The following is an 18984-nucleotide window of genomic DNA, read 5'->3' as shown; positions in this document are numbered from 1 at the left end:
CGTCGTTAGCGGTTAAAACCGTGAGCGATTAAGGTGTCCATTGTCAGACCCTGTTCGCTCTGTTCATTATTCTCAGTTGTTTGACCATGACCAATTAAGCGCTCTAGATAGCGAGCGATGATATCCACTTCCAAGTGGACCTGTCGTCCTGCGACATATTCAGTCATGATCGTTTCTTGTGCCGTGTGAGGCACAATATTCAATTCAAAGCAGTCACCGTCAAGGGCATTTACCGTCAAACTAATACCATCAACCGTCACCGAGCCTTTCGCTGCTAAATAACGTTGAATCGCAGCAGGTGCTTTGACACTAAAGCGAATGGAACGGGCATCTTCACTCCGCGATACTATTTCACCAATACCATCGACATGGCCAGTGACAATATGACCACCTAAGCGGCTGGTCGGCATCAATGCCTTTTCTAGATTAACTCGCTCTCCAATCGCTAAAGTATGGAAACGCGTATGAGCCAATGTCTCTCGAGAAACATCAGCAATAAAACCATCACCGGGCAATTCTACTGCGGTTAAGCAAACACCATTAGTGGCGATGCTATCACCCAGTTTAACGTCCGCCAGATCCAACTGACCTGTGCGAACATATAAGCGCATATCACCCGCTTGCTCTTCAATTGCTGCTATCGTGCCTACAGCTTCAATAATACCGGTGAACATCTATGCATTTTCTCCATATTGAGGCTGTAAGATCAGTTTTAGATCATCACCCAACATGCGGCTATCTAACATCTGCAGCTCTACCTGCTCTGACATTTTAGTTAAGGTTAGCTCAAATAGTGGCTTAGCCTGACTTCCTAACAACTTCATCGCCATATAAACATGAAGTTCATCAGCCAATTTCTGCTCTACAAACGCACCGGCCAACACAGAACCAGTTTCAACAAGCAGATCGTTACACTGCTCTTCAGACGCGAGCCAACGTAACAAAGGCAATAAAGCCACTCGGCCATTTTCATCAGCAGGCATCACTAGAACTTCTGAACCTGCGCCCTTAAGTTTGTTCTGCGATATTGTATCATCAGAACAGGTAACAATGAGCGTTCGCCCCGGCTGCTTAAGAATGGAAGCAGTCAGCGGCATCTGTAGACGGCTATCCAAAACAACGCGTAATGGCTGTTTCTGTACTACATCCGCAACATTAGGCAGATTTAACTGCGCTTCGCGAACCGTCAGTGCTGAGTCATCTTGTAGAATAGAACCTATACCAGTCAGAATCACTGACGATTGAGCGCGCAATTTCTGTACATCACCACGTGCGGCAGGGCCCGTAATCCACTTAGATTCACCTGAAGCCATCGCTGTCCGGCCATCAAGGCTGATCGCAGATTTAACCCTAACAAAAGGTAAACCTGTCTCCATACGCTTGATAAAACCGGGGTTCAACGCTCGAGCTGATTCTTCAAGCAAACCCGATGTAGCTTCAATACCTGCTTCACGGAGCATGGTTATACCACGACCAGCAACCTGAGGGTTTGGATCAACCATCGCGGCAACTACTCGCGCGACGCCAGCGTTGATTAATGCCTCAGAACAAGGCGGAGTACGACCATAATGGCTACAAGGCTCTAGGGTTACATACGCTGTCGCCCCTTTCGCTTCTTCACCCGCAGCACGCAGTGCATTCACCTCGGCATGGCCTTCACCTGCGCGATAGTGAAACCCTTCACCCACGATACTGCCCTGTTTGACTAACACACAGCCAACACGCGGATTAGGTTGCGTGGTATATAGCCCCTCTTTCGCCAACTGTATGGCGCGGGCCATGCACTCGCGATCAGAGACAGACCAAGTCGCACTCACTTAGCAGCACCCTCGGTGTCATGCTCTTCCGATAAGCGTTCGATCTCAGCTTTAAACTCATTAATATCTTGAAAACTACGATACACAGAAGCAAAACGCACATAAGCGACTTCATCGAGTTTACGTAGTTCGGCCATCACCTCTTCACCAATCTGGCGTGAAGGCAGCTCGCGTTCACCTGTCGCACGTAGACGATGTTTAATACGGTTAATACACGCTTCAAACTCTTCGATAGAAACGGGACGTTTTTCTAAAGCTCGATGAATACCTGCACGGAGTTTTTCATCGTCAAACGGTTGGCGAGAGCCATCAGCCTTAATCAGGCGAGGCATCAGCAGTTCTGCTGCTTCGTAGGTGGTAAAGCGCTCATTACAGTTAATACACTCGCGGCGTCGACGCACCTGCTGACCTTCGGCCACCAGTCGAGAATCAACCACCTTGGTTTCATTGGCATGACAAAAAGGACAATGCATCAACTTTTCCTGTGTAAAGAGCGTTTATCTTCTCTGAGCTTAGTCGGAGAACAAAAAAGGGCGACCTTTTGGGTCGCCCGGGGATTGTACATTTTTCCGACTATAACTTACAGCCGGAACCCTGTTTTACTTGTATACAGGGAAACGTACGCAGATCTCTTTAACTTGAGATTTCACACGTGCGATCACATCATCGTTGTTGATGTCATCTAGAATGTCGCAGATCCAGTTTGTTAGCTCTGTAACTTCTGCTTCTTTGAAACCACGGCGCGTTACAGCTGGCGTACCGATACGTAGACCAGATGTTACAAACGGAGAACGTGGATCGTTTGGAACAGAGTTTTTGTTTACAGTGATGTTGGCACGACCTAGCGCTGCATCAGCATCTTTACCTGTAAATTCTTTGTCGATCATATCAACAAGGAATAGGTGATCATCAGTACCTTCAGAAACGATCTTAATACCGCGTTTCATGAAAGTTTCAGCCATCGCCTGAGCGTTTTTAACAACCTGAGCTTGGTACTCTTTCCACTCTGGGTCCATTGCTTCTTTGAAGCAAACCGCTTTACCAGCGATTACGTGCATCAATGGGCCGCCCTGAGATTCTGGGAATACAGCGAAGTTAAGTTTCTTCTGCAGATCTTCATCAGCATTTGCAGATAGGATCAAACCACCGCGTGGGCCACCTAGTGTTTTGTGAGTTGTTGTTGTAACAACGTCAGCAACACCGATTGGAGATGGGTAAACGCCTGCAGCAACAAGACCTGCGATGTGCGCCATATCAACAAATAGGAACGCGCCTACTTTGTCTGCAATATCGCGGAAACGCTGCCAATCAACAACACGTGAGTATGCAGAGAAACCTGCAACAATCATTTTTGGCTTGTGTTCTTCAGCTAGACGCTCAACTTCAGCGTAATCGATCTCACCCGTTTCTGGGTTTAGACCGTACTGAACCGCATTGTAAATACGACCAGAGAAAGAAACCGCAGCACCGTGAGTCAAGTGACCACCGTGAGCAAGGCTCATACCTAGAACAGTATCGCCTGGCTGACAAAGCGCCATGTAAACAGCAGCGTTAGCTTGAGAACCAGAATGAGGCTGAACGTTTGCGTAAGTCGCACCGAACAACTCTTTAGCACGATCAATCGCTAGCTGCTCAACAACATCTACGTGTTCACAACCACCGTAGTAACGCTTGTTAGGGTAACCTTCAGCGTATTTGTTAGTCAGCGCAGAACCCTGAGCTTCCATAACGCGAGGGCTAGTGTAGTTTTCAGACGCAATCAGTTCGATGTGCTCTTCCTGACGTACAGTTTCAGCCTGCATTGCAGACCATAGATCCGCGTCGAAATCAGCGATAGTCATATCTTTGCTAAACATTGGAGTTTCTGTCCCCTGAATACAATGTGAACCCTGTTCAGCTGCAATAACAACGGCAAAGCCGCCAGAACATTCCAGCGTAGAACCATTTGGGAATTGGGAAAGCGCGTATTATAGCGAAACATTTCCGCGGATACACTTGAATCATCCGCAAAACTGCTTCAATTTTATTCAATAAAAAGAGCTCAGGGGCTCCCCCAAGCTCTTTTTACAATCGGAATAGGATCATTCGACTTTTACATTCGCCGTTTTAGCAGCGCCCGGGTCTGGCTTGGGCAAATTGACTTCCAACACTCCATTATCAAATTTCGCTGTAATTTTATCTGGATCAACACTATCACCAACCGATAACCGTCTTACAAATTGTCCGAAATGACGCTCCTGACGAATTATTTTCCCTTCTTTTTCTTCCTTATCCTCTGTTTTAGTTTCAGCCTTAATCGTTAACAAACCATGCTCCAAATTTACCTGTACATCCTCTTTTTTCACTCCAGGTAAATCAGCCTTTATACAGTACCCGGTATCAGATTCATGAATATCTATAGCAGGCACTTTATCATCACCGCTTGCAGTCACTGGAACAAAGAAACGATTCAAGAAAGCATCATCAAAAAGGCTGTTAAATCTTGATAGTTCACCCATGATCACTCTCCTCTATTGTGTGGTTACTTTCTATACAGCAGATTCGTAATCTCAGTTTAGAAAGCCTTTCGACTCTCGCCAGTTCAAAAATTGATCAGGATCAAGATAGATATTAATTACCAATTTCCGGTAAAATCGGGAGCATTAATTATTTAACAAATAAGAGTTGAACCCTTCATGGCTCAATACGTTTATTCAATGAACCGCGTTGGCAAAATCGTTCCGCCAAAGCGTGAAATCCTGAAAGATATCTCTCTTTCTTTTTTCCCAGGTGCCAAAATCGGTGTATTGGGTTTGAACGGTGCGGGTAAATCTACCCTGCTAAAAATCATGGCTGGCTTAGATACCGACATCATCGGTGAAGCTCGCCCTATGCCTGGCATCAACGTTGGCTACCTGCCTCAGGAACCAGAACTGGACGAAACAAAAACCGTTCGCGAAATCGTTGAAGAGTCAGTTGCTGATGTAAAAGAAGCGCTAGATGGCCTAGAAGCTGTTTATGCAGCTTACGCAGAACCAGATGCCGACTTTGACGAATTGGCTAAGAAACAAGCTGAATTCGAAAACCTAATCCAAGCAAAAGATGGCCATAACCTTGAAACAGCGCTTGAACGTGCTGCTGATGCAATGCGTCTTCCTGCTTGGGATGCAGAAGTTAAGCACCTATCCGGTGGTGAACGTCGCCGTGTAGCACTATGTCGCTTACTGTTAGACAAGCCAGACATGCTGCTTCTAGACGAGCCAACCAACCACTTGGATGCTGAATCTGTTGCTTGGATCGAGCGCTTCCTTCAGGAATACCCAGGTACCGTTGTGGCGATTACCCACGACCGTTATTTCCTCGATAACGCTGCTGGCTGGATTTTGGAACTTGACCGTGGTCGCGGCATTCCATATGAAGGTAACTACTCATCTTGGCTAGAGCAGAAAGAAGCACGCCTAGAACAAGAAGCGAAGCAGGAAGCAGCTCACCGTAAATCTGTTTCTGCCGAACTTGAATGGGTACGCCAAGGCTCTAAAGGCCGTCAGTCTAAATCTAAAGCGCGTCTTAAGCAGTTCGAAGAGATGAACTCTAAAGAGTTCCAATCTCGCAATGAAACACAGGAAATCTACATTCCACCAGGACCACGTCTTGGCGATAAAGTTATCGATGCGAATGGTATTTCTAAAGCTTACGGCGACAAGGTTCTGTTTGAAGACCTAAGCTTCTCGATTCCACAAGGTGCTATCGTTGGTATTATCGGTGGTAACGGTGCTGGTAAATCTACGCTATTCCGCATGATTGCAGGCGAAGAGCAGCCAGATTCTGGTGAGATCGAAATCGGCTCCACTGTACAGTTAGCTTACGTTAACCAGTCTCGCGATCTAAACGGCGACAAAACAGTGTTTGAAGAACTATCTGATGGTCAGGACATGATCACAGTAGGCAATTACACGACGCCTTCTCGTTCTTACTGCGGCCGATTTAACTTCAAAGGTGGCGATCAACAGAAGTTCGTTAAAGATCTTTCTGGTGGTGAGCGTAACCGTCTGCATATGGCGAAACTTCTTAAAGAAGGCGGCAACGTTCTACTATTGGACGAACCAACCAACGACCTTGATATCGAAACACTACGCGCCCTTGAGGAAGCTCTTCTAGCCTTCCCAGGTTGTGCGGTAGTTATTTCCCACGACCGTTGGTTCCTTGACCGTATCTGTACTCATATGCTGGCGTACGAAGGTGACTCCCACGTAGAATTCTTCGAAGGCAACTACACTGAGTACCAAGCTGATTACAAACGCCGCTACGGCAAAGAACATCAGCCAGAGCGCATCAAGTACAAGCGTATTGCGGATCTATAGTCTCTATACCTATAAAAAAGCCGGGCAGTGCCCGGCTTTTTTGTTTCTAAGACAATCAGTCAGCAATATTAACCTTATCTCGGCCCGTATCTTTAGCACTGTACAAGGCATCATCAGAGCGTTGCAATAGCGAATCCACATCATCTTCAGCCTTTAAGCCAGCCACCCCAATACTTGTAGTAAAGCCTATTCGCTCTCCTGAAGGAGTTTTCACCTGCTCATCGTGGCAGCCCACGCGGATCTGCTCAGCCACTTCGACAGCTTCCTCCGTATCAAAACCAGGCAGCACCATTAAAAACTCTTCACCACCATATCGGCAGACAAGATCCATTCTTTTACGAGCAGATTTTCGCATTACTTTTGCGAAACGCTTCAAGACTATATCTCCTGCGGCATGCCCATACTGGTCATTAAAGTTTTTGAACTTATCAAGATCAAACAACAAAACACTGAGAGGCTTTCCTTGCTCACGCATGAGTTTAATATCGCCATCCAATTGTTCCATTGCCTGCCTTCTGTTAGCCAATCCGGTAAGAGGATCTCGAGTAGCTTGACGATACAAACCAAGCAACATATTGAGCTGATTTACCGCGGCCCAACAGGCAATCAACCCAAGCACAGCTAATAGCCAAAGACTGTTAATACCTTCAACGCTCCCCGCTATATCCCTAACCAGTTGAGTGCTGTATTCAACCACCAACAAAACCGCTGCATACCCTAGCGCCTCTAAAATAGACAAAGGAAAAACAGCCATCATTGTCATAATCATAAATGGAAAAAAGTGGTATCCCGCGACATTAGATTCATAGCCATGGGCGATTAGCATCGAGCTAGAAACACATTGAAAAGCGGATAAGATTATTACAAGTAGCGCTAGCCTTAGTTTAGCGAGCCTCATGCTATAGCGTTTAAAACCCCATAAGGCCAAAGCGATACAAGCCAAGGCAGTAGCTGCCCTAGCATAGGCAATAGACTGCAACATATCTTTTGGCAGTAAAAGATAATCTACCAGTAGCCAAGCTGGCTGAATCAAAGCGAGTAATAGTGAAATAATTCGGATACGACGGAACAGAAAGTGACTGCGCGTCTGATTAAAATACCTTGAATGGCGACGACCGCTAGACAGATCTAGAAACGTTTCTAACAACATATATTTTACAACTTGTGTTTTTATTTTTGTTATATCACCGAATATACAATGATAACTTCAACATTGCATTCCAGCTCAGATACCAACCTATGCGAAAGACCTTTGCTTTTCAAGGGTTATATAAACGATAAATCCTTGACCCCATTTTTTTTTGAAGTAATGTCTATAATTATATGAGTTAAATACACTTTTTCTTAGGAAGAAATGCTGTGACCACATCAGATACTGAACGCCGTCGCTTTACCCGTATCAACTTTGATGCTCAGACTGAATTGAAGCAAAATAACGACACTTGGGACGTTACCCTAGTCGATATCTCTTTCAATGGTATTCTTGTAAAAAGTGAGCAAGCACTAGTACTACAAAAAGGAGATGAGGTTCAAGCTGTCATTCATCTGCTCGGTGATGACATCGCAATCCGTACACCAGCAACATTAGCCCATCAACGTGACAATGAGTACGGTTTTCTCATCGAGAATTTGGATTTAGATTCATTGACACTATTACGCCGCCTAGTCGAACTTAACTTAGGCGACGAAGCATTACTGGAACGTGAATTAGATCATTTTTTTGAAGACTAACTAGAGCGCCTCTAAAGCCTCAGTCAGTTTAGTAACAGCTACAACTTCCATACCTTGAAGCTGCTCTTTGGGGACGTTTCCTTTGGGAACGATAGCACGTTTAAAACCATGCTTAGCAGCTTCTCGGATCCTTTCCTGACCATTCGGCACTGGACGTATTTCACCTGATAAACCCACCTCACCAAACACCATCAGATCATGAGGTAAAGATTGATCACGGAAGCTAGACACAACTGCCAATAGCAACGCCAAGTCAGCACTGGTTTCTAGTACCTTTACCCCACCCACGACGTTAACAAAGACATCCTGATCGCCAGTCATTATACCGCCATGACGATGCAAAACAGCTAGCAGCATAGCCATGCGGTTTTGCTCCAAACCTACGGCGACACGGCGCGGATTATTCATGTGCGATTGATCGACCAATGCCTGAATTTCCACCAACAGCGGACGAGTCCCTTCCCAAACCACCATCACAACACTACCGGGGCTTGGACCCTCTTCGCGACTTAGGAAGATCGAACTAGGGTTTTTAACTTCCTTCAGGCCGTTTTCGAGCATGGCAAAAACGCCCAACTCATTCACCGCGCCAAAACGGTTTTTATGCGAGCGTAAGGTCCTAAAACGAGAATCAGATGAACCTTCCAACTGCAACGAGCAATCAATCATATGCTCCAAAACTTTCGGCCCAGCTAAAGACCCATCTTTAGTAACATGACCCACAAGAAACAGTACCGTACCTGTCTGCTTTGCAAATCGAGTCATATATGCAGCCGATTCCCTTACCTGAGAGACAGAACCTGGGGCTGATTGCACATCCGCCATATGCATCACTTGGATGGAATCAATCACCATCACTTTAGGTTTTAGCTGTTGAGCCGTATTACAGATGGCTTCGACACTCGTTTCCGATAACATTTTTAATTGTGCTGTCGGCAAACCTAAACGATTAGCGCGCATCGCCACTTGCTGTAAAGATTCCTCACCTGTCACGTAGAGCGCAGGCATCTGTTCAGCCAGAAAGCACATTGTCTGTAATAACAAAGTACTTTTACCGGCGCCCGGATGACCGCCCATCAAAACCGCAGACCCAGGAACCAAACCTCCGCCAAGCACTCGATCCAGCTCGCCTGCGCCGGAAGTAAAGCGTGGCATCTCTTCTAACGCCACCTCAGAGAGATTAACCACCTGATCTTTGCCAGCACCACCAGCATAACCATCAAAACGTACATTACGCGCTTCGTTCGTAGCGGTCTTTGCCGTCGCTAAACGCACCTCAGTCAAGGTATTCCAAGCATTACAGGCGGTACACTGCCCTTGCCACTTAGTGTAATCGGCTCCACAGTCATTACATACGTAGGCTGTTTTTTGGCGTGCCATCACTCTCTCCAAAGCATTATCTATAAATAAGAATTCTACCCAACACTCTGCTTATAACCTATAGATCTTTTCTTATTTTATTATTGCTCTACAATCAAACTCCTATATAAGAACAAGGGTAAACCCCTACATCAAAGGAGATGTATATGAAGCTGGAAACAATTGCCGTTCACGGTGGCTACTCCCCAGACCCAACAACCAAAGCGGTTGCGGTTCCGATCTATCAAACTACATCTTATGCTTTTGATGATGCTCAACACGGTGCTGACCTTTTCGATCTTAAAGTCGAAGGAAATATTTATACGCGCATTATGAACCCAACCACTGACGTACTTGAAAAACGTCTAGCAGAAATGGAAGGCGGTATAGCTGCACTTGCAGTTGCTTCCGGTATGGCAGCAATTACATACGCGATCCAGACTATTGCTGCGACAGGAGATAACATTATCTCTACCAGCGAATTGTACGGCGGCACCTACAACCTATTTGCCCACACGCTACCTCACCAAGGCATCAAAGTTCGCTTTGCTAACAAAGATGACGTTAGCGAAATAGAGAGCAAAATCGATGCAAACACTAAAGCGCTTTTCTGTGAATCTGTAGGTAACCCATCAGGCGGTATCGCTGATATTGAAAAGCTAGCGGATGTAGCACACCGTAATGGCATCCCACTGATTGTGGATAACACAGTACCAAGCCCTGCTATGTGGCGCCCAATTGAACACGGTGCCGACATCGTTGTTCACTCAGTGACTAAGTATATTGGCGGACACGGTAACTCTATTGGCGGCGTAGTTATCGATTCGGGTAAATTCCCGTGGGCAGACAATGCTGAACGTTTCCCTCTGCTAAATACACCTGATGCGTCTTACCATGGTGTTGTCTATACCGAAGCCCTTGGCCCAGCCGCTTATATTGGTCGTTGTCGTGTAGTGCCACTTCGTAACACGGGGGCAGCTATCTCTCCTATGAATGCCTTTATGATCCTACAAGGCCTAGAAACTCTGGCCATACGTATGGAGCGCATCAATGAAAACAGCGCAAAAATTGCTAACTTCCTAGAGCAACACGATCAAGTTAGCTGGGTTAAGTATGCAGGCCTTGAAAGCCATAAAGACTACGATCTTGCTCAGAAATATCTAAATGGTCAGGCATCCGGCATTATCAGTTTCGGCCTTAAAGCGGGCCGAGCAGCCACAGCACCGTTCTATGATGCTCTACAGATTTTCACTCGACTGGTAAACATTGGTGACTGTAAATCTCTGGCAGCCATCCCTGCTGAAACTACACACCGCCAACTCAATGACGAAGAACTGGCATCAGCTGGTGTATCACCTGAGATGGTTCGTTTATCGGTAGGTATTGAGCACGCTGATGATCTTATTGCAGATCTGGAACAAGCACTCGCAGCAGTGAATAAATAACACCCTATTCTGGACGGGATATTGATACAAAAAAGGCCGCTAAAAATGCGGCCTTTTTTTATCCCATCAGGACTCAATTAAAAATCGATTTAACTTTATTCCACATAGTCCGAGCATTTTCTTCTGGTGCCTCTGGTGACTGAGCCAGCTCACGCAGTTTATGCATTTTGTTCATTGCCAGCTGATACTGTTCTCTTACATCGTCAGCACTGGATGCATTAAACTCAAGATCATTTACTAAGCCATCTCTTAAACCATAGATCCAACCGTGTACGGTTATCTCCTGATCATTAGCCCAAGCTTGCTGCAAAATCGTGGTTTCACAAAGATTCATCGATTGCTCAATTACATTAAGCTCACACAAACGATCTAACTGCTGGTGTGAATCACCCCATGTAGACAGGAAATCTTTATGCTTGTCATAAACACGTCGAATATTACGCAGCCAATTATCAATAAGCCCATGCGGTTCATCTTCGATAGAAGCCGCTACACCACCACAACCATAGTGGCCAACAACCATGATGTGCTTAACTTTAAGCACCTCTACCGCGTATTGAACGACTGATAGACAATTCATATCTGTATGAACAACAACGTTTGCAACGTTACGGTGAACAAATAGCTCACCCGGCATCATGCCAACAATTTCGTTCGCAGGAACACGACTGTCAGAACAGCCAATCCACAGATACTCAGGTGATTGCTGCTGCGCTAACGTTTCAAAAAACTGCGGGTCTTCCTGATTTATCTTTTCCGCCCATTCGCGGTTGCTTTCTAAAAGATGAGTAAGCTTGTTCATTAATCACTCTTATAAACAAAGAGGGGCTTAAGCCCCTCTGAAATCTAAATCAAATTAAGACTGGTGATACTTCGCACTTAGTTCGTGTACCGCATCAACAAACGCTTTCGGCTGCGCTGGATCTACAAACTGGTGAATACCATGGCCTAGGTTAAATACGTGACCAGAACCGTTGCCATACTGGCCTAAGATGAACTCTACTTCCTGCTCAATACGGCTTGCTGGAGCATAGAGAACACTTGGATCCATATTACCTTGAAGGGCAACTTTGTCACCTACACGTGCACGGGCATTACCAATATCTGTTGTCCAATCCAAACCTAGTGCATCAGAGCCAGCTTCAGCCATTGCTTCTAACCACTGACCACCGTTCTTAGTAAACATGATCACTGGCACTTTACGACCATCATGCTCACGAATTAGGCCATCAACAATCTGTTTCATATACTTAAGCGAGAACTCTTGGTAGCAAGGACCACTTAGTGCACCGCCCCAAGTATCGAAGATTTGTACAGCTTGAGCACCCGAGCGAATCTGCTCGTTCAAGTAAGTCGTGACAGACTGTGCAAGCTTATCTAGCAACGCGTGCATAATCTCAGGCGTTGCATACATCATCTGCTTAACATGACGGAAGTCTTTACTAGAACCACCTTCAACCATGTAAGTTGCAAGGGTCCAAGGGCTACCAGAGAAACCAATGAGTGGTACACGACCATTTAATTCACGACGGATCTCTTTTACAGCATTCATTACGTAATCAAGATCAGTTGCAGCATCTGGCACAGGTAGATCAGCTACATCTTTTTCAGTACGGATGATCTTTTTGAAACGCGGGCCTTCACCTACTTCAAAATAAAGTCCAAGACCCATCGCATCTGGAATTGTCAGGATATCGGAAAACAAAATCGCAGCATCTAGGTCATAGCGCTCTAGAGGCTGAATTGTAACTTCGCAAGCCAACTCTTTATTTTTGCAAAGGCTTAGAAAATCACCTGCTTTCGCACGAGTTTCACGGTACTCTGGAAGGTAACGACCTGCCTGACGCATCATCCAAACTGGAGTTGCATCTACAGGTTCACGAAGTAATGCACGTAGGAAACGATCGTTTTTCAATTCAGCCATTTGTGTCAGCCACTTATATCTTGTAAATTCGAATTGGTCGCTATTTTAACGATTTTTAAGAGGAATTACCTGTGATTCCATCCTTCATTGACTAACTTTGTGATCTAAGTTTAAAAAAATTCTGTCTATTACTGTTTTCAATCGCTTTAAATGGCTACCAATCCCAGTCCTCTACACCTATTAATCTCGCCCCTGCAAAACTTGTAGGATTTCAAAAGGAGATGGCTTGGTTGGATATTAGCTCCTCCAGCGCAAGTAAAACTGAAGCACTTAGCTATCAAAAATTTCTTAAGCAGCATTCGCCGTACGATTATCAATCGCTGAACAGCATTTTTAGACACAAAAAAATCCGGCCTTCTAAGAAGTACCGGATTTTTCAATCGGACGATATAGAAGTTAAACTTCTAGATAATCCATAATACCTTCAGCAGCTTTACGACCTTCTGCAATCGCAGTAACTACTAGATCGGAACCACGTACCATATCACCACCCGCGAATACTTTTTCGTTAGTAGTCTGGAACGGGAATACATGCTGCTCTGGCGCTTTAACACGGCCATCTTCATGCAGGTCAATACCAAAATCAGCAAACCATGGCGCTGGACTAGGACGGAAACCAAATGCCACAAGAATAGCATCCGCTTCTAGAACCTCTTCAGAACCAGGAACGACTTCAGCACGACGACGACCATTTTCGTCTGGCTCGCCCATCTGCGTGCTTACAACTTTGATACCTGTTACTTTGCCGTTTTCACCTACAACTTCAACTGGCTGGCGGTTGAACTGGAACTGTACGCCTTCTTCACGCGCATTTTCCACTTCTTTCTTAGAACCAGGCATGTTCGCTTCGTCACGACGGTAAGCACAGATAACTGACTCAGCGCCCTGACGGATAGATGTACGGTTACAGTCCATCGCAGTGTCACCACCACCAAGGACAACCACTTTTTTACCTTTCAGGTCAATGAAGCCGTTTTCATCTTGGTCGAAGCCAAGGCAGTTATTCACATTAGAGATCAAGAACGGAAGTGCATCATACACACCATCTAGATCTTCACCTGGGAAGCCACCTTTCATGTAAGTGTACGTACCCATGCCTAGGAACACTGCATCGTATTGATCGATCAGATCCTGCATCTGAACATCTTTACCTACTTCAGTATTCAGATGGAACTCAACGCCCATCTCAGTAAAGATTTCACGACGACGAGACATTACGTCTTTTTCCAGTTTAAATTCTGGAATACCGAACGTAAGAAGACCGCCGATCTCTGGGTTACGATCAAAGACAACAGGTTTAACACCATTACGTACTAGAACGTCCGCGGCAGCCAAGCCCGCAGGGCCTGCACCAATCACTGCAACTTTCTTATCAGTCTTTGGTGCCTGAGACATATCAGGCTTCCAACCCATCGCGAATGCAGTATCTGTAATGTACTTTTCTACAGAACCTATAGTTACCGCACCAAAACCGTCGTTAAGTGTACAAGCACCTTCACATAGACGATCTTGCGGGCAAACACGACCACAAACTTCCGGTAAAGAGTTAGTCTGGTGACTTAACTCAACCGCTTCCATGATGTTCCCTTCAGAAATTAGCTTCAGCCAATTCGGGATATGGTTATGCACTGGGCATTTCCATGAACAATATGGGTTACCACACTCTAAACAACGGTGTGATTGCTCAGATGCTTCTTCTTTCGCAAACGGCTCGTAGATCTCACCAAAGCCTTCTTTACGTACATCTGCATCAATTTTCTGTGGACCTTTACGACCCACATCGAGGAACTGAAAATCGTTATTCAAACGGTCAGCCATAATCCTCACCTCTTAAAAGCAGCCCTTAACAGCAGGGCTGCGGATTATTCTTCATCTACTTGTTAAATCTGCTTCTTATTCCGGACGTGTACGGATATTCGATAGCAAATCATTCAGGCTTGCAGCTTTTGGCTTAACCAACCAGAAGCGACCGATGTAATCATCTAGGTTATCGATGATCTCTTGACCCCAAGCACTGCCTGTCTCTTTAGTGAACTCAATGATCACAGAGCGCAGATGATTTTTGTAAGCTTCCATGTTTTCAGTGTGGATACGCTGAATCTCTACTAGCTCGTGGTTATATTTATCCACGAAACTGTTATCCATATCCAGAACGTAAGCAAAGCCACCTGTCATACCAGCACCGAAGTTGTAGCCCGTAGAGCCCAACACAGTAACCAGACCACCTGTCATGTATTCACAACAGTGATCGCCAGCACCTTCAACAACAGCATGTACACCAGAGTTACGTACACCAAAACGCTCGCCTGCTTGACCCGCTGCAAATAGCTTACCGCCAGTTGCACCGTATAGGCAGGTATTACCCATGATGGCAGTTTCATTTGACTTGAATGTTACTTCATCAAATGGGCGGATAACGATCTTACCGCCAGCCATACCTTTACCAACGTAGTCGTTAGCATCGCCTTCTAGGTATAGGTTCTGACCGCCAGCGTTCCAAACACCGAATGACTGACCAGCATGACCTTTAAACTTGAAGGTTACAGGCTGATCGCTCATACCCAGGTTACCGTGCTGCTTAGCAATTGCTCCAGATGTACGGGCACCTACTGAACGGTCACAGTTAGTGATAACAAGTTCGTATTCACCGCCTGTCTTATCAGCAATCGCTTTCTCAGCAAGCTCTAGCATCTGAGTATTCAGTTCAGCTAGATCGTAAGGCTCGTTACGCTCTACCTGACAAGTGTTAGGGAACTCTTCACCAGCAGATGTCAGAATTGGAGACAGATCCAAGTTCTTCTGACGTGGTGTTTCACCGTCTAGGATCTCTAGAAGATCTACGCGACCTACTAGCTCTTCCATGGAACGAACACCTAGTTGTGCCATTAGTTGGCGAGTTTCTTCAGCAACGAAGCGGAAGAAGTTCTTAACCATCTCTACCGTACCGCGGAAGTGATCTTCACGCAGTTTATCGTTCTGAGTCGCAACACCGGTCGCACAGTTATTCAAGTGACAGATTCGTAGGTACTTACAACCCAATGCAACCATTGGCATTGTACCGAAACCAAAGCTCTCGGCACCTAGGATCGCACCTTTGACAACATCCAAGCCAGTCTTCAGACCGCCGTCTGTTTGTAGACGTACGGAACCACGTAGTTGGTTACCACGTAGAGACTGGTGCGCATCGGCAAGACCAAGTTCCCATGGAGAACCTGCGTAATGGATCGATGTCATTGGTGATGCAGCTGTACCACCATCGTAACCAGAGATAGTGATCAAATCTGCATATGCTTTAGCAACACCACATGCGATCGTACCTACACCTGGACGAGATACCAGCTTCACAGAAACTAGCGCTTCTGGATTAACCTGTTTCAGATCAAAGATCAGCTGCGCCAAGTCTTCGATAGAATAGATATCGTGGTGTGGCGGCGGCGAAATTAGCGTCACACCTGGTACAGAGTAACGTAGACGTGCGATTAGGCTATTAACCTTACCACCAGGTAGCTGACCACCTTCACCCGGCTTAGCACCTTGGGCTACTTTGATCTGCATAACTTCAGCGTTAGATAGGTATTCAGGTGTTACACCGAAGCGACCCGAAGCAACCTGCTTGATTTTAGAACGCTTCATAGTGCCGTGACGAGCAGCATCTTCACCACCCTCACCGGAGTTAGAACGACCACCAAGTTCGTTCATCGCAACAGCAAGTGCTTCGTGAGCTTCTGGAGACAATGCACCTAGGGACATTGCAGCAGAGTCGAAACGCGGGAAGATATTGTCAGCCGGCTCTACCTCATCGATTGAGATAGACTTAACATCTTTACGCAAGCCCAGCATGTCACGCAGAGTTGCGTAACCACGGTTATTAACCAGCTCAGCATAGCGTTGGTAAGCTTCAGGATTGCCTGTTTCTACCGCTTCGTGGATTGTCTTAACTACGTCTGGGTTATAAGCGTGGTATTCACCACCGTGCTTATACTTCAGCAAACCACCTGCTTGAATTGGCTTACGCGCAGTCCAAGCTTCTTTCGCTAGCAGGCCCTGCTCAAATTGAAAGTCCTCGAAACGAGCACCTTCAATACGGCTAGTAACACCTTTGAAACACAGGTCAACGATTTCAGAGCTTAGACCAATCGCTTCAAACAACTGTGCACCACGGTAAGATGCAATTGTAGAGATACCCATCTTAGATAGGATCTTCATCAAGCCCTTGTTGATGCCCTTGCGGTAGTTCTCGTGAGACTGAAGCGGCTCAATTTGAATTTCGCCAGCAGCACATAGATCGTTAAGAACACGGTAAGCAAGGTATGGGTAAACAGCTGTCGCACCAAAACCAAAGAGTACCGCGAAGTGATGAGGGTCACGAACCGTACCACTTTCTACAACGATGTTAGCATCACAACGCAAGCCTTTATCAACTAAGCGGTGGTGCACTGCACCTGTAGCTAAAGCAGCGTGGACTGGAAGGCAACCACGAGCGATATTAGCATCGCTTAGCACTAGAATTACCTTGCCATCTCGAGCAGCTTGCTCAGCTTGATCGGCAATAGACTTGATCGCACCCTCTAGAGAGATCTCTTCAGGGTTATAGTTCAGATCAATTTGCGCAACTTCGAACCCTGGCTCTTGGTTATCGCGCAGGCGGTTAAACTTGCTTGCGGATAAGACAGGCGTAGTCAGAATTACTCGACGAGCGTGTTCTGGTGTTTCTTCGAACACGTTCTGTTCAGAACCGATACACGTTTCTAACGACATAACGATCGCTTCACGTAGAGGATCGATAGGTGGGTTAGTAACCTGAGCGAATTGCTGACGGAAATAGTCATATAAAGAACGCACACGGTCAGATAGGACAGCCATTGGCTTGTCATCACCCATAGAACCGATCGCTTCCATACCACTCTCACCTAGTGGACGTAGGATCTGGTCACGCTCTTCAAAAGTAACCTGGAACATTTTCATGTGAGTTTTAATCTCGTCCGCTGACATAGCAGGGAAAGATTTAGACTCTTCTTCCAAGTCCATAGTCTGCTCTAAACGTAGAGCATTCTCTTTAAGCCATTTCTTATACGGCTGAGCCGCTTTTAGGCGGTTATCTACATCTTGTGTATGCAGAACATCACCTGTCTGCGTATCGATCGCCAAGATCTGACCCGGTCCTACACGACCCTGGGCCACAATATCTTCTGGCTGATAGCTGAATACACCGATTTCAGATGCAGTACAGATGTAACCTTGCTTAGTCATTACCCATCGAGATGGACGTAAACCGTTACGGTCAAGCATACATACAGCAAAACGACCATCGGTCATTACCATACCTGCTGGCCCATCCCATGGTTCCATGTGCATAGAGTTGAAGTCATAGAATGCACGTAGATCTGCATCCATAGTTTCAACATTCTGCCATGCCGGCGGTACGATCATACGTACAGCACGGTAGATATCCATGCCGCCAACCAATAGGAACTCAAGCATGTTATCCATACTTGAAGAGTCAGAACCTGTTGTATTAACAATAGGCTGCAGCTCATCTAGGTTAGGTAGTAGATCTGTAGCGAATTTGCTTGCACGTGCTTTAGCCCAGTTACGGTTACCGTCAACAGTATTGATCTCACCGTTATGTGCTAAGAAGCGGAAAGGCTGAGCAAGTGGCCAGCGTGGTGCAGTGTTTGTAGAGAAACGCTGATGGTAAGTACATACAGCTGTTTCTAGACGCGGATCTGCCAAATCTTTAAAGAACACAGGTAGATCAACAGGCATAGTTAAACCTTTATAGGAGATAACTTTGTCTGAGAAACTACAAATGTAGAAATCTTCATCAGCTGACATTGCAATTTCAGCTTTACGGCGTGCTGTAAACAAGCTTATTGCTAGTTCACGTTCAGATTTGCTTGCCGCTGTAATAAAGACCTGTTCGATGAGTGGCAGGGTATCTTTTGCGATAGGCCCTAGACAAGATTCATCGGTTGGAACTACACGCCATCCAGCAACTTCAAGACCCTGATCAGTAATCGCAGCATTTACTGCGCTACGTGCTGCTTCTGCTTTCGCTGCATCACGTGGTAAAAATACCATACCAACCGCATAAAATTCGCCTAGATCGGTGTTAAATTCTTCCTGCGCAACGGTACGCAAAAAACCATCAGGTTTTTGCATCAACAGGCCACAACCGTCACCTGTTTTACCATCTGCCGCAATGCCACCACGGTGTGTCATGCACGCTAGTGCTTCGATCGCTTTTTCTAGCAGATCGTGACTCGCTTGGCCTTGCATGTGTGCCATAAGGCCAAAGCCGCAGTTATCTTTGAATTCACCGGGGCGATAAAGACCTTTGCTCATAAGCCATTCCCACTTAAAAATAC

General features: G+C 46.0%; 14 protein-coding genes. 3 read left to right on the top strand and 11 right to left on the bottom strand.

What is annotated here, in order from left to right; translation table 11 throughout:
* Positions 1 to 5: 5 nt before the first annotated feature.
* The 5 genes from ACMXYO_RS01715 to ACMXYO_RS01695 all read right to left on the bottom strand — a co-directional run bounded on the left by ACMXYO_RS01715 (position 6) and on the right by ACMXYO_RS01695 (position 4315).
* Entirely contained in the window at positions 6 to 674 is a 669-nt protein-coding gene (locus ACMXYO_RS01715) for a riboflavin synthase (RefSeq protein WP_415886733.1), read from the bottom strand.
* Positions 675 to 1817 (bottom strand): bifunctional diaminohydroxyphosphoribosylaminopyrimidine deaminase/5-amino-6-(5-phosphoribosylamino)uracil reductase RibD, encoded by a 1143-nt coding sequence (gene ribD, locus ACMXYO_RS01710; RefSeq protein ID WP_415886731.1) that lies wholly within the window; start codon positions 1815 to 1817, stop codon positions 675 to 677.
* Complete coding sequence (gene nrdR, locus ACMXYO_RS01705) at positions 1814 to 2290, bottom strand: transcriptional regulator NrdR (protein WP_415886730.1); 477 nt, start codon at positions 2288 to 2290, stop codon at positions 1814 to 1816. The genes ribD and nrdR overlap by 4 nt, the downstream gene beginning before the upstream one ends.
* A gap of 126 nt (positions 2291 to 2416) precedes the next feature.
* Entirely contained in the window at positions 2417 to 3673 is a 1257-nt protein-coding gene (gene glyA, locus ACMXYO_RS01700; protein ID WP_415886728.1) for a serine hydroxymethyltransferase, read from the bottom strand.
* A 225-nt stretch (positions 3674 to 3898) separates the two neighbouring features.
* Complete coding sequence (locus tag ACMXYO_RS01695; RefSeq protein ID WP_415886727.1) at positions 3899 to 4315, bottom strand: Hsp20/alpha crystallin family protein; 417 nt, start codon at positions 4313 to 4315, stop codon at positions 3899 to 3901.
* 177 nt (positions 4316 to 4492) lie between these two features.
* On the opposite strand from ACMXYO_RS01695, the gene ettA reads away from it, so the two are divergent.
* The gene (gene ettA / locus ACMXYO_RS01690; RefSeq protein WP_415886726.1) at positions 4493 to 6157 is read left to right on the top strand and encodes an energy-dependent translational throttle protein EttA; all 1665 of its coding nucleotides are present in this window, start codon (positions 4493 to 4495) and stop codon (positions 6155 to 6157) included.
* Positions 6158 to 6212: 55 nt separating this feature from the next.
* Here the strand turns inward: ettA and ACMXYO_RS01685 are convergent, their stop codons facing one another.
* Positions 6213 to 7307: a GGDEF domain-containing protein gene (locus ACMXYO_RS01685; protein ID WP_415886725.1), complete on the bottom strand. Its 1095-nt coding sequence runs from the start codon at positions 7305 to 7307 to the stop codon at positions 6213 to 6215.
* Between the two features lie 209 nt (positions 7308 to 7516).
* Between ACMXYO_RS01685 and ACMXYO_RS01680 the strand changes: the two genes are divergently transcribed.
* Positions 7517 to 7888: a PilZ domain-containing protein gene (locus ACMXYO_RS01680; protein ID WP_415886724.1), complete on the top strand. Its 372-nt coding sequence runs from the start codon at positions 7517 to 7519 to the stop codon at positions 7886 to 7888.
* Here the strand turns inward: ACMXYO_RS01680 and radA are convergent, their stop codons facing one another.
* Positions 7889 to 9268, bottom strand: coding sequence for a DNA repair protein RadA (radA, locus tag ACMXYO_RS01675; RefSeq protein WP_415886722.1), 1380 nt, complete (start codon positions 9266 to 9268; stop codon positions 7889 to 7891). It lies immediately after the preceding gene.
* Positions 9269 to 9414: 146 nt separating this feature from the next.
* On the opposite strand from radA, the gene ACMXYO_RS01670 reads away from it, so the two are divergent.
* The gene (locus ACMXYO_RS01670) at positions 9415 to 10692 is read left to right on the top strand and encodes an O-acetylhomoserine aminocarboxypropyltransferase/cysteine synthase family protein (protein WP_415886720.1); all 1278 of its coding nucleotides are present in this window, start codon (positions 9415 to 9417) and stop codon (positions 10690 to 10692) included.
* A gap of 73 nt (positions 10693 to 10765) precedes the next feature.
* Here the strand turns inward: ACMXYO_RS01670 and can are convergent, their stop codons facing one another.
* The 4 genes from can to gltB all read right to left on the bottom strand — a co-directional run bounded on the left by can (position 10766) and on the right by gltB (position 18961).
* On the bottom strand, positions 10766 to 11494 hold the full coding sequence (gene can / locus ACMXYO_RS01665) for a carbonate dehydratase (protein ID WP_415886719.1): 729 nt from the start codon (positions 11492 to 11494) through the stop codon (positions 10766 to 10768).
* A 54-nt stretch (positions 11495 to 11548) separates the two neighbouring features.
* Positions 11549 to 12616, bottom strand: coding sequence for a uroporphyrinogen decarboxylase (hemE, locus tag ACMXYO_RS01660; RefSeq protein WP_415886718.1), 1068 nt, complete (start codon positions 12614 to 12616; stop codon positions 11549 to 11551).
* A 396-nt stretch (positions 12617 to 13012) separates the two neighbouring features.
* Positions 13013 to 14434: an FAD-dependent oxidoreductase gene (locus ACMXYO_RS01655; RefSeq protein WP_415886717.1), complete on the bottom strand. Its 1422-nt coding sequence runs from the start codon at positions 14432 to 14434 to the stop codon at positions 13013 to 13015.
* A gap of 75 nt (positions 14435 to 14509) precedes the next feature.
* A complete protein-coding gene (gltB, locus tag ACMXYO_RS01650; protein ID WP_415886716.1) occupies positions 14510 to 18961 on the bottom strand; it encodes a glutamate synthase large subunit in 4452 nt (1483 codons plus the stop codon).
* Positions 18962 to 18984 lie beyond the last annotated feature (23 nt).

It is taken from the genome of Neptuniibacter sp. QD37_6 (assembly GCF_047778085.1).
Taxonomy (GTDB): Bacteria; Pseudomonadota; Gammaproteobacteria; order Pseudomonadales; family Balneatricaceae; genus Neptuniibacter.
Note: the sequence above shows the minus strand (reverse complement) of the source record. Positions and strands in the feature narration are given on the sequence as shown.

Excerpts from the sequence above, each read along its gene's own strand:
- gltB (WP_415886716.1), bottom strand. The coding sequence starts at position 18,961 with ATGAGCAAAGGTCTTTATCGCCCCGGTGAATTCAAAGATAACTGCGGC.
- ACMXYO_RS01695 (WP_415886727.1), bottom strand. The coding sequence starts at position 4,315 with ATGGGTGAACTATCAAGATTTAACAGCCTTTTTGATGATGCTTTCTTG.
- ACMXYO_RS01715 (WP_415886733.1), bottom strand. The coding sequence starts at position 674 with ATGTTCACCGGTATTATTGAAGCTGTAGGCACGATAGCAGCAATTGAA.
- ettA (WP_415886726.1), top strand. The coding sequence starts at position 4,493 with ATGGCTCAATACGTTTATTCAATGAACCGCGTTGGCAAAATCGTTCCG.
- glyA (WP_415886728.1), bottom strand. The coding sequence starts at position 3,673 with ATGTTTAGCAAAGATATGACTATCGCTGATTTCGACGCGGATCTATGG.
- radA (WP_415886722.1), bottom strand. The coding sequence starts at position 9,268 with ATGGCACGCCAAAAAACAGCCTACGTATGTAATGACTGTGGAGCCGAT.
- nrdR (WP_415886730.1), bottom strand. The coding sequence starts at position 2,290 with ATGCATTGTCCTTTTTGTCATGCCAATGAAACCAAGGTGGTTGATTCT.
- hemE (WP_415886718.1), bottom strand. The coding sequence starts at position 12,616 with ATGGCTGAATTGAAAAACGATCGTTTCCTACGTGCATTACTTCGTGAA.
- can (WP_415886719.1), bottom strand. The coding sequence starts at position 11,494 with ATGAACAAGCTTACTCATCTTTTAGAAAGCAACCGCGAATGGGCGGAA.
- ACMXYO_RS01685 (WP_415886725.1), bottom strand. The coding sequence starts at position 7,307 with ATGTTGTTAGAAACGTTTCTAGATCTGTCTAGCGGTCGTCGCCATTCA.
- ACMXYO_RS01670 (WP_415886720.1), top strand. The coding sequence starts at position 9,415 with ATGAAGCTGGAAACAATTGCCGTTCACGGTGGCTACTCCCCAGACCCA.
- ACMXYO_RS01655 (WP_415886717.1), bottom strand. The coding sequence starts at position 14,434 with ATGGCTGACCGTTTGAATAACGATTTTCAGTTCCTCGATGTGGGTCGT.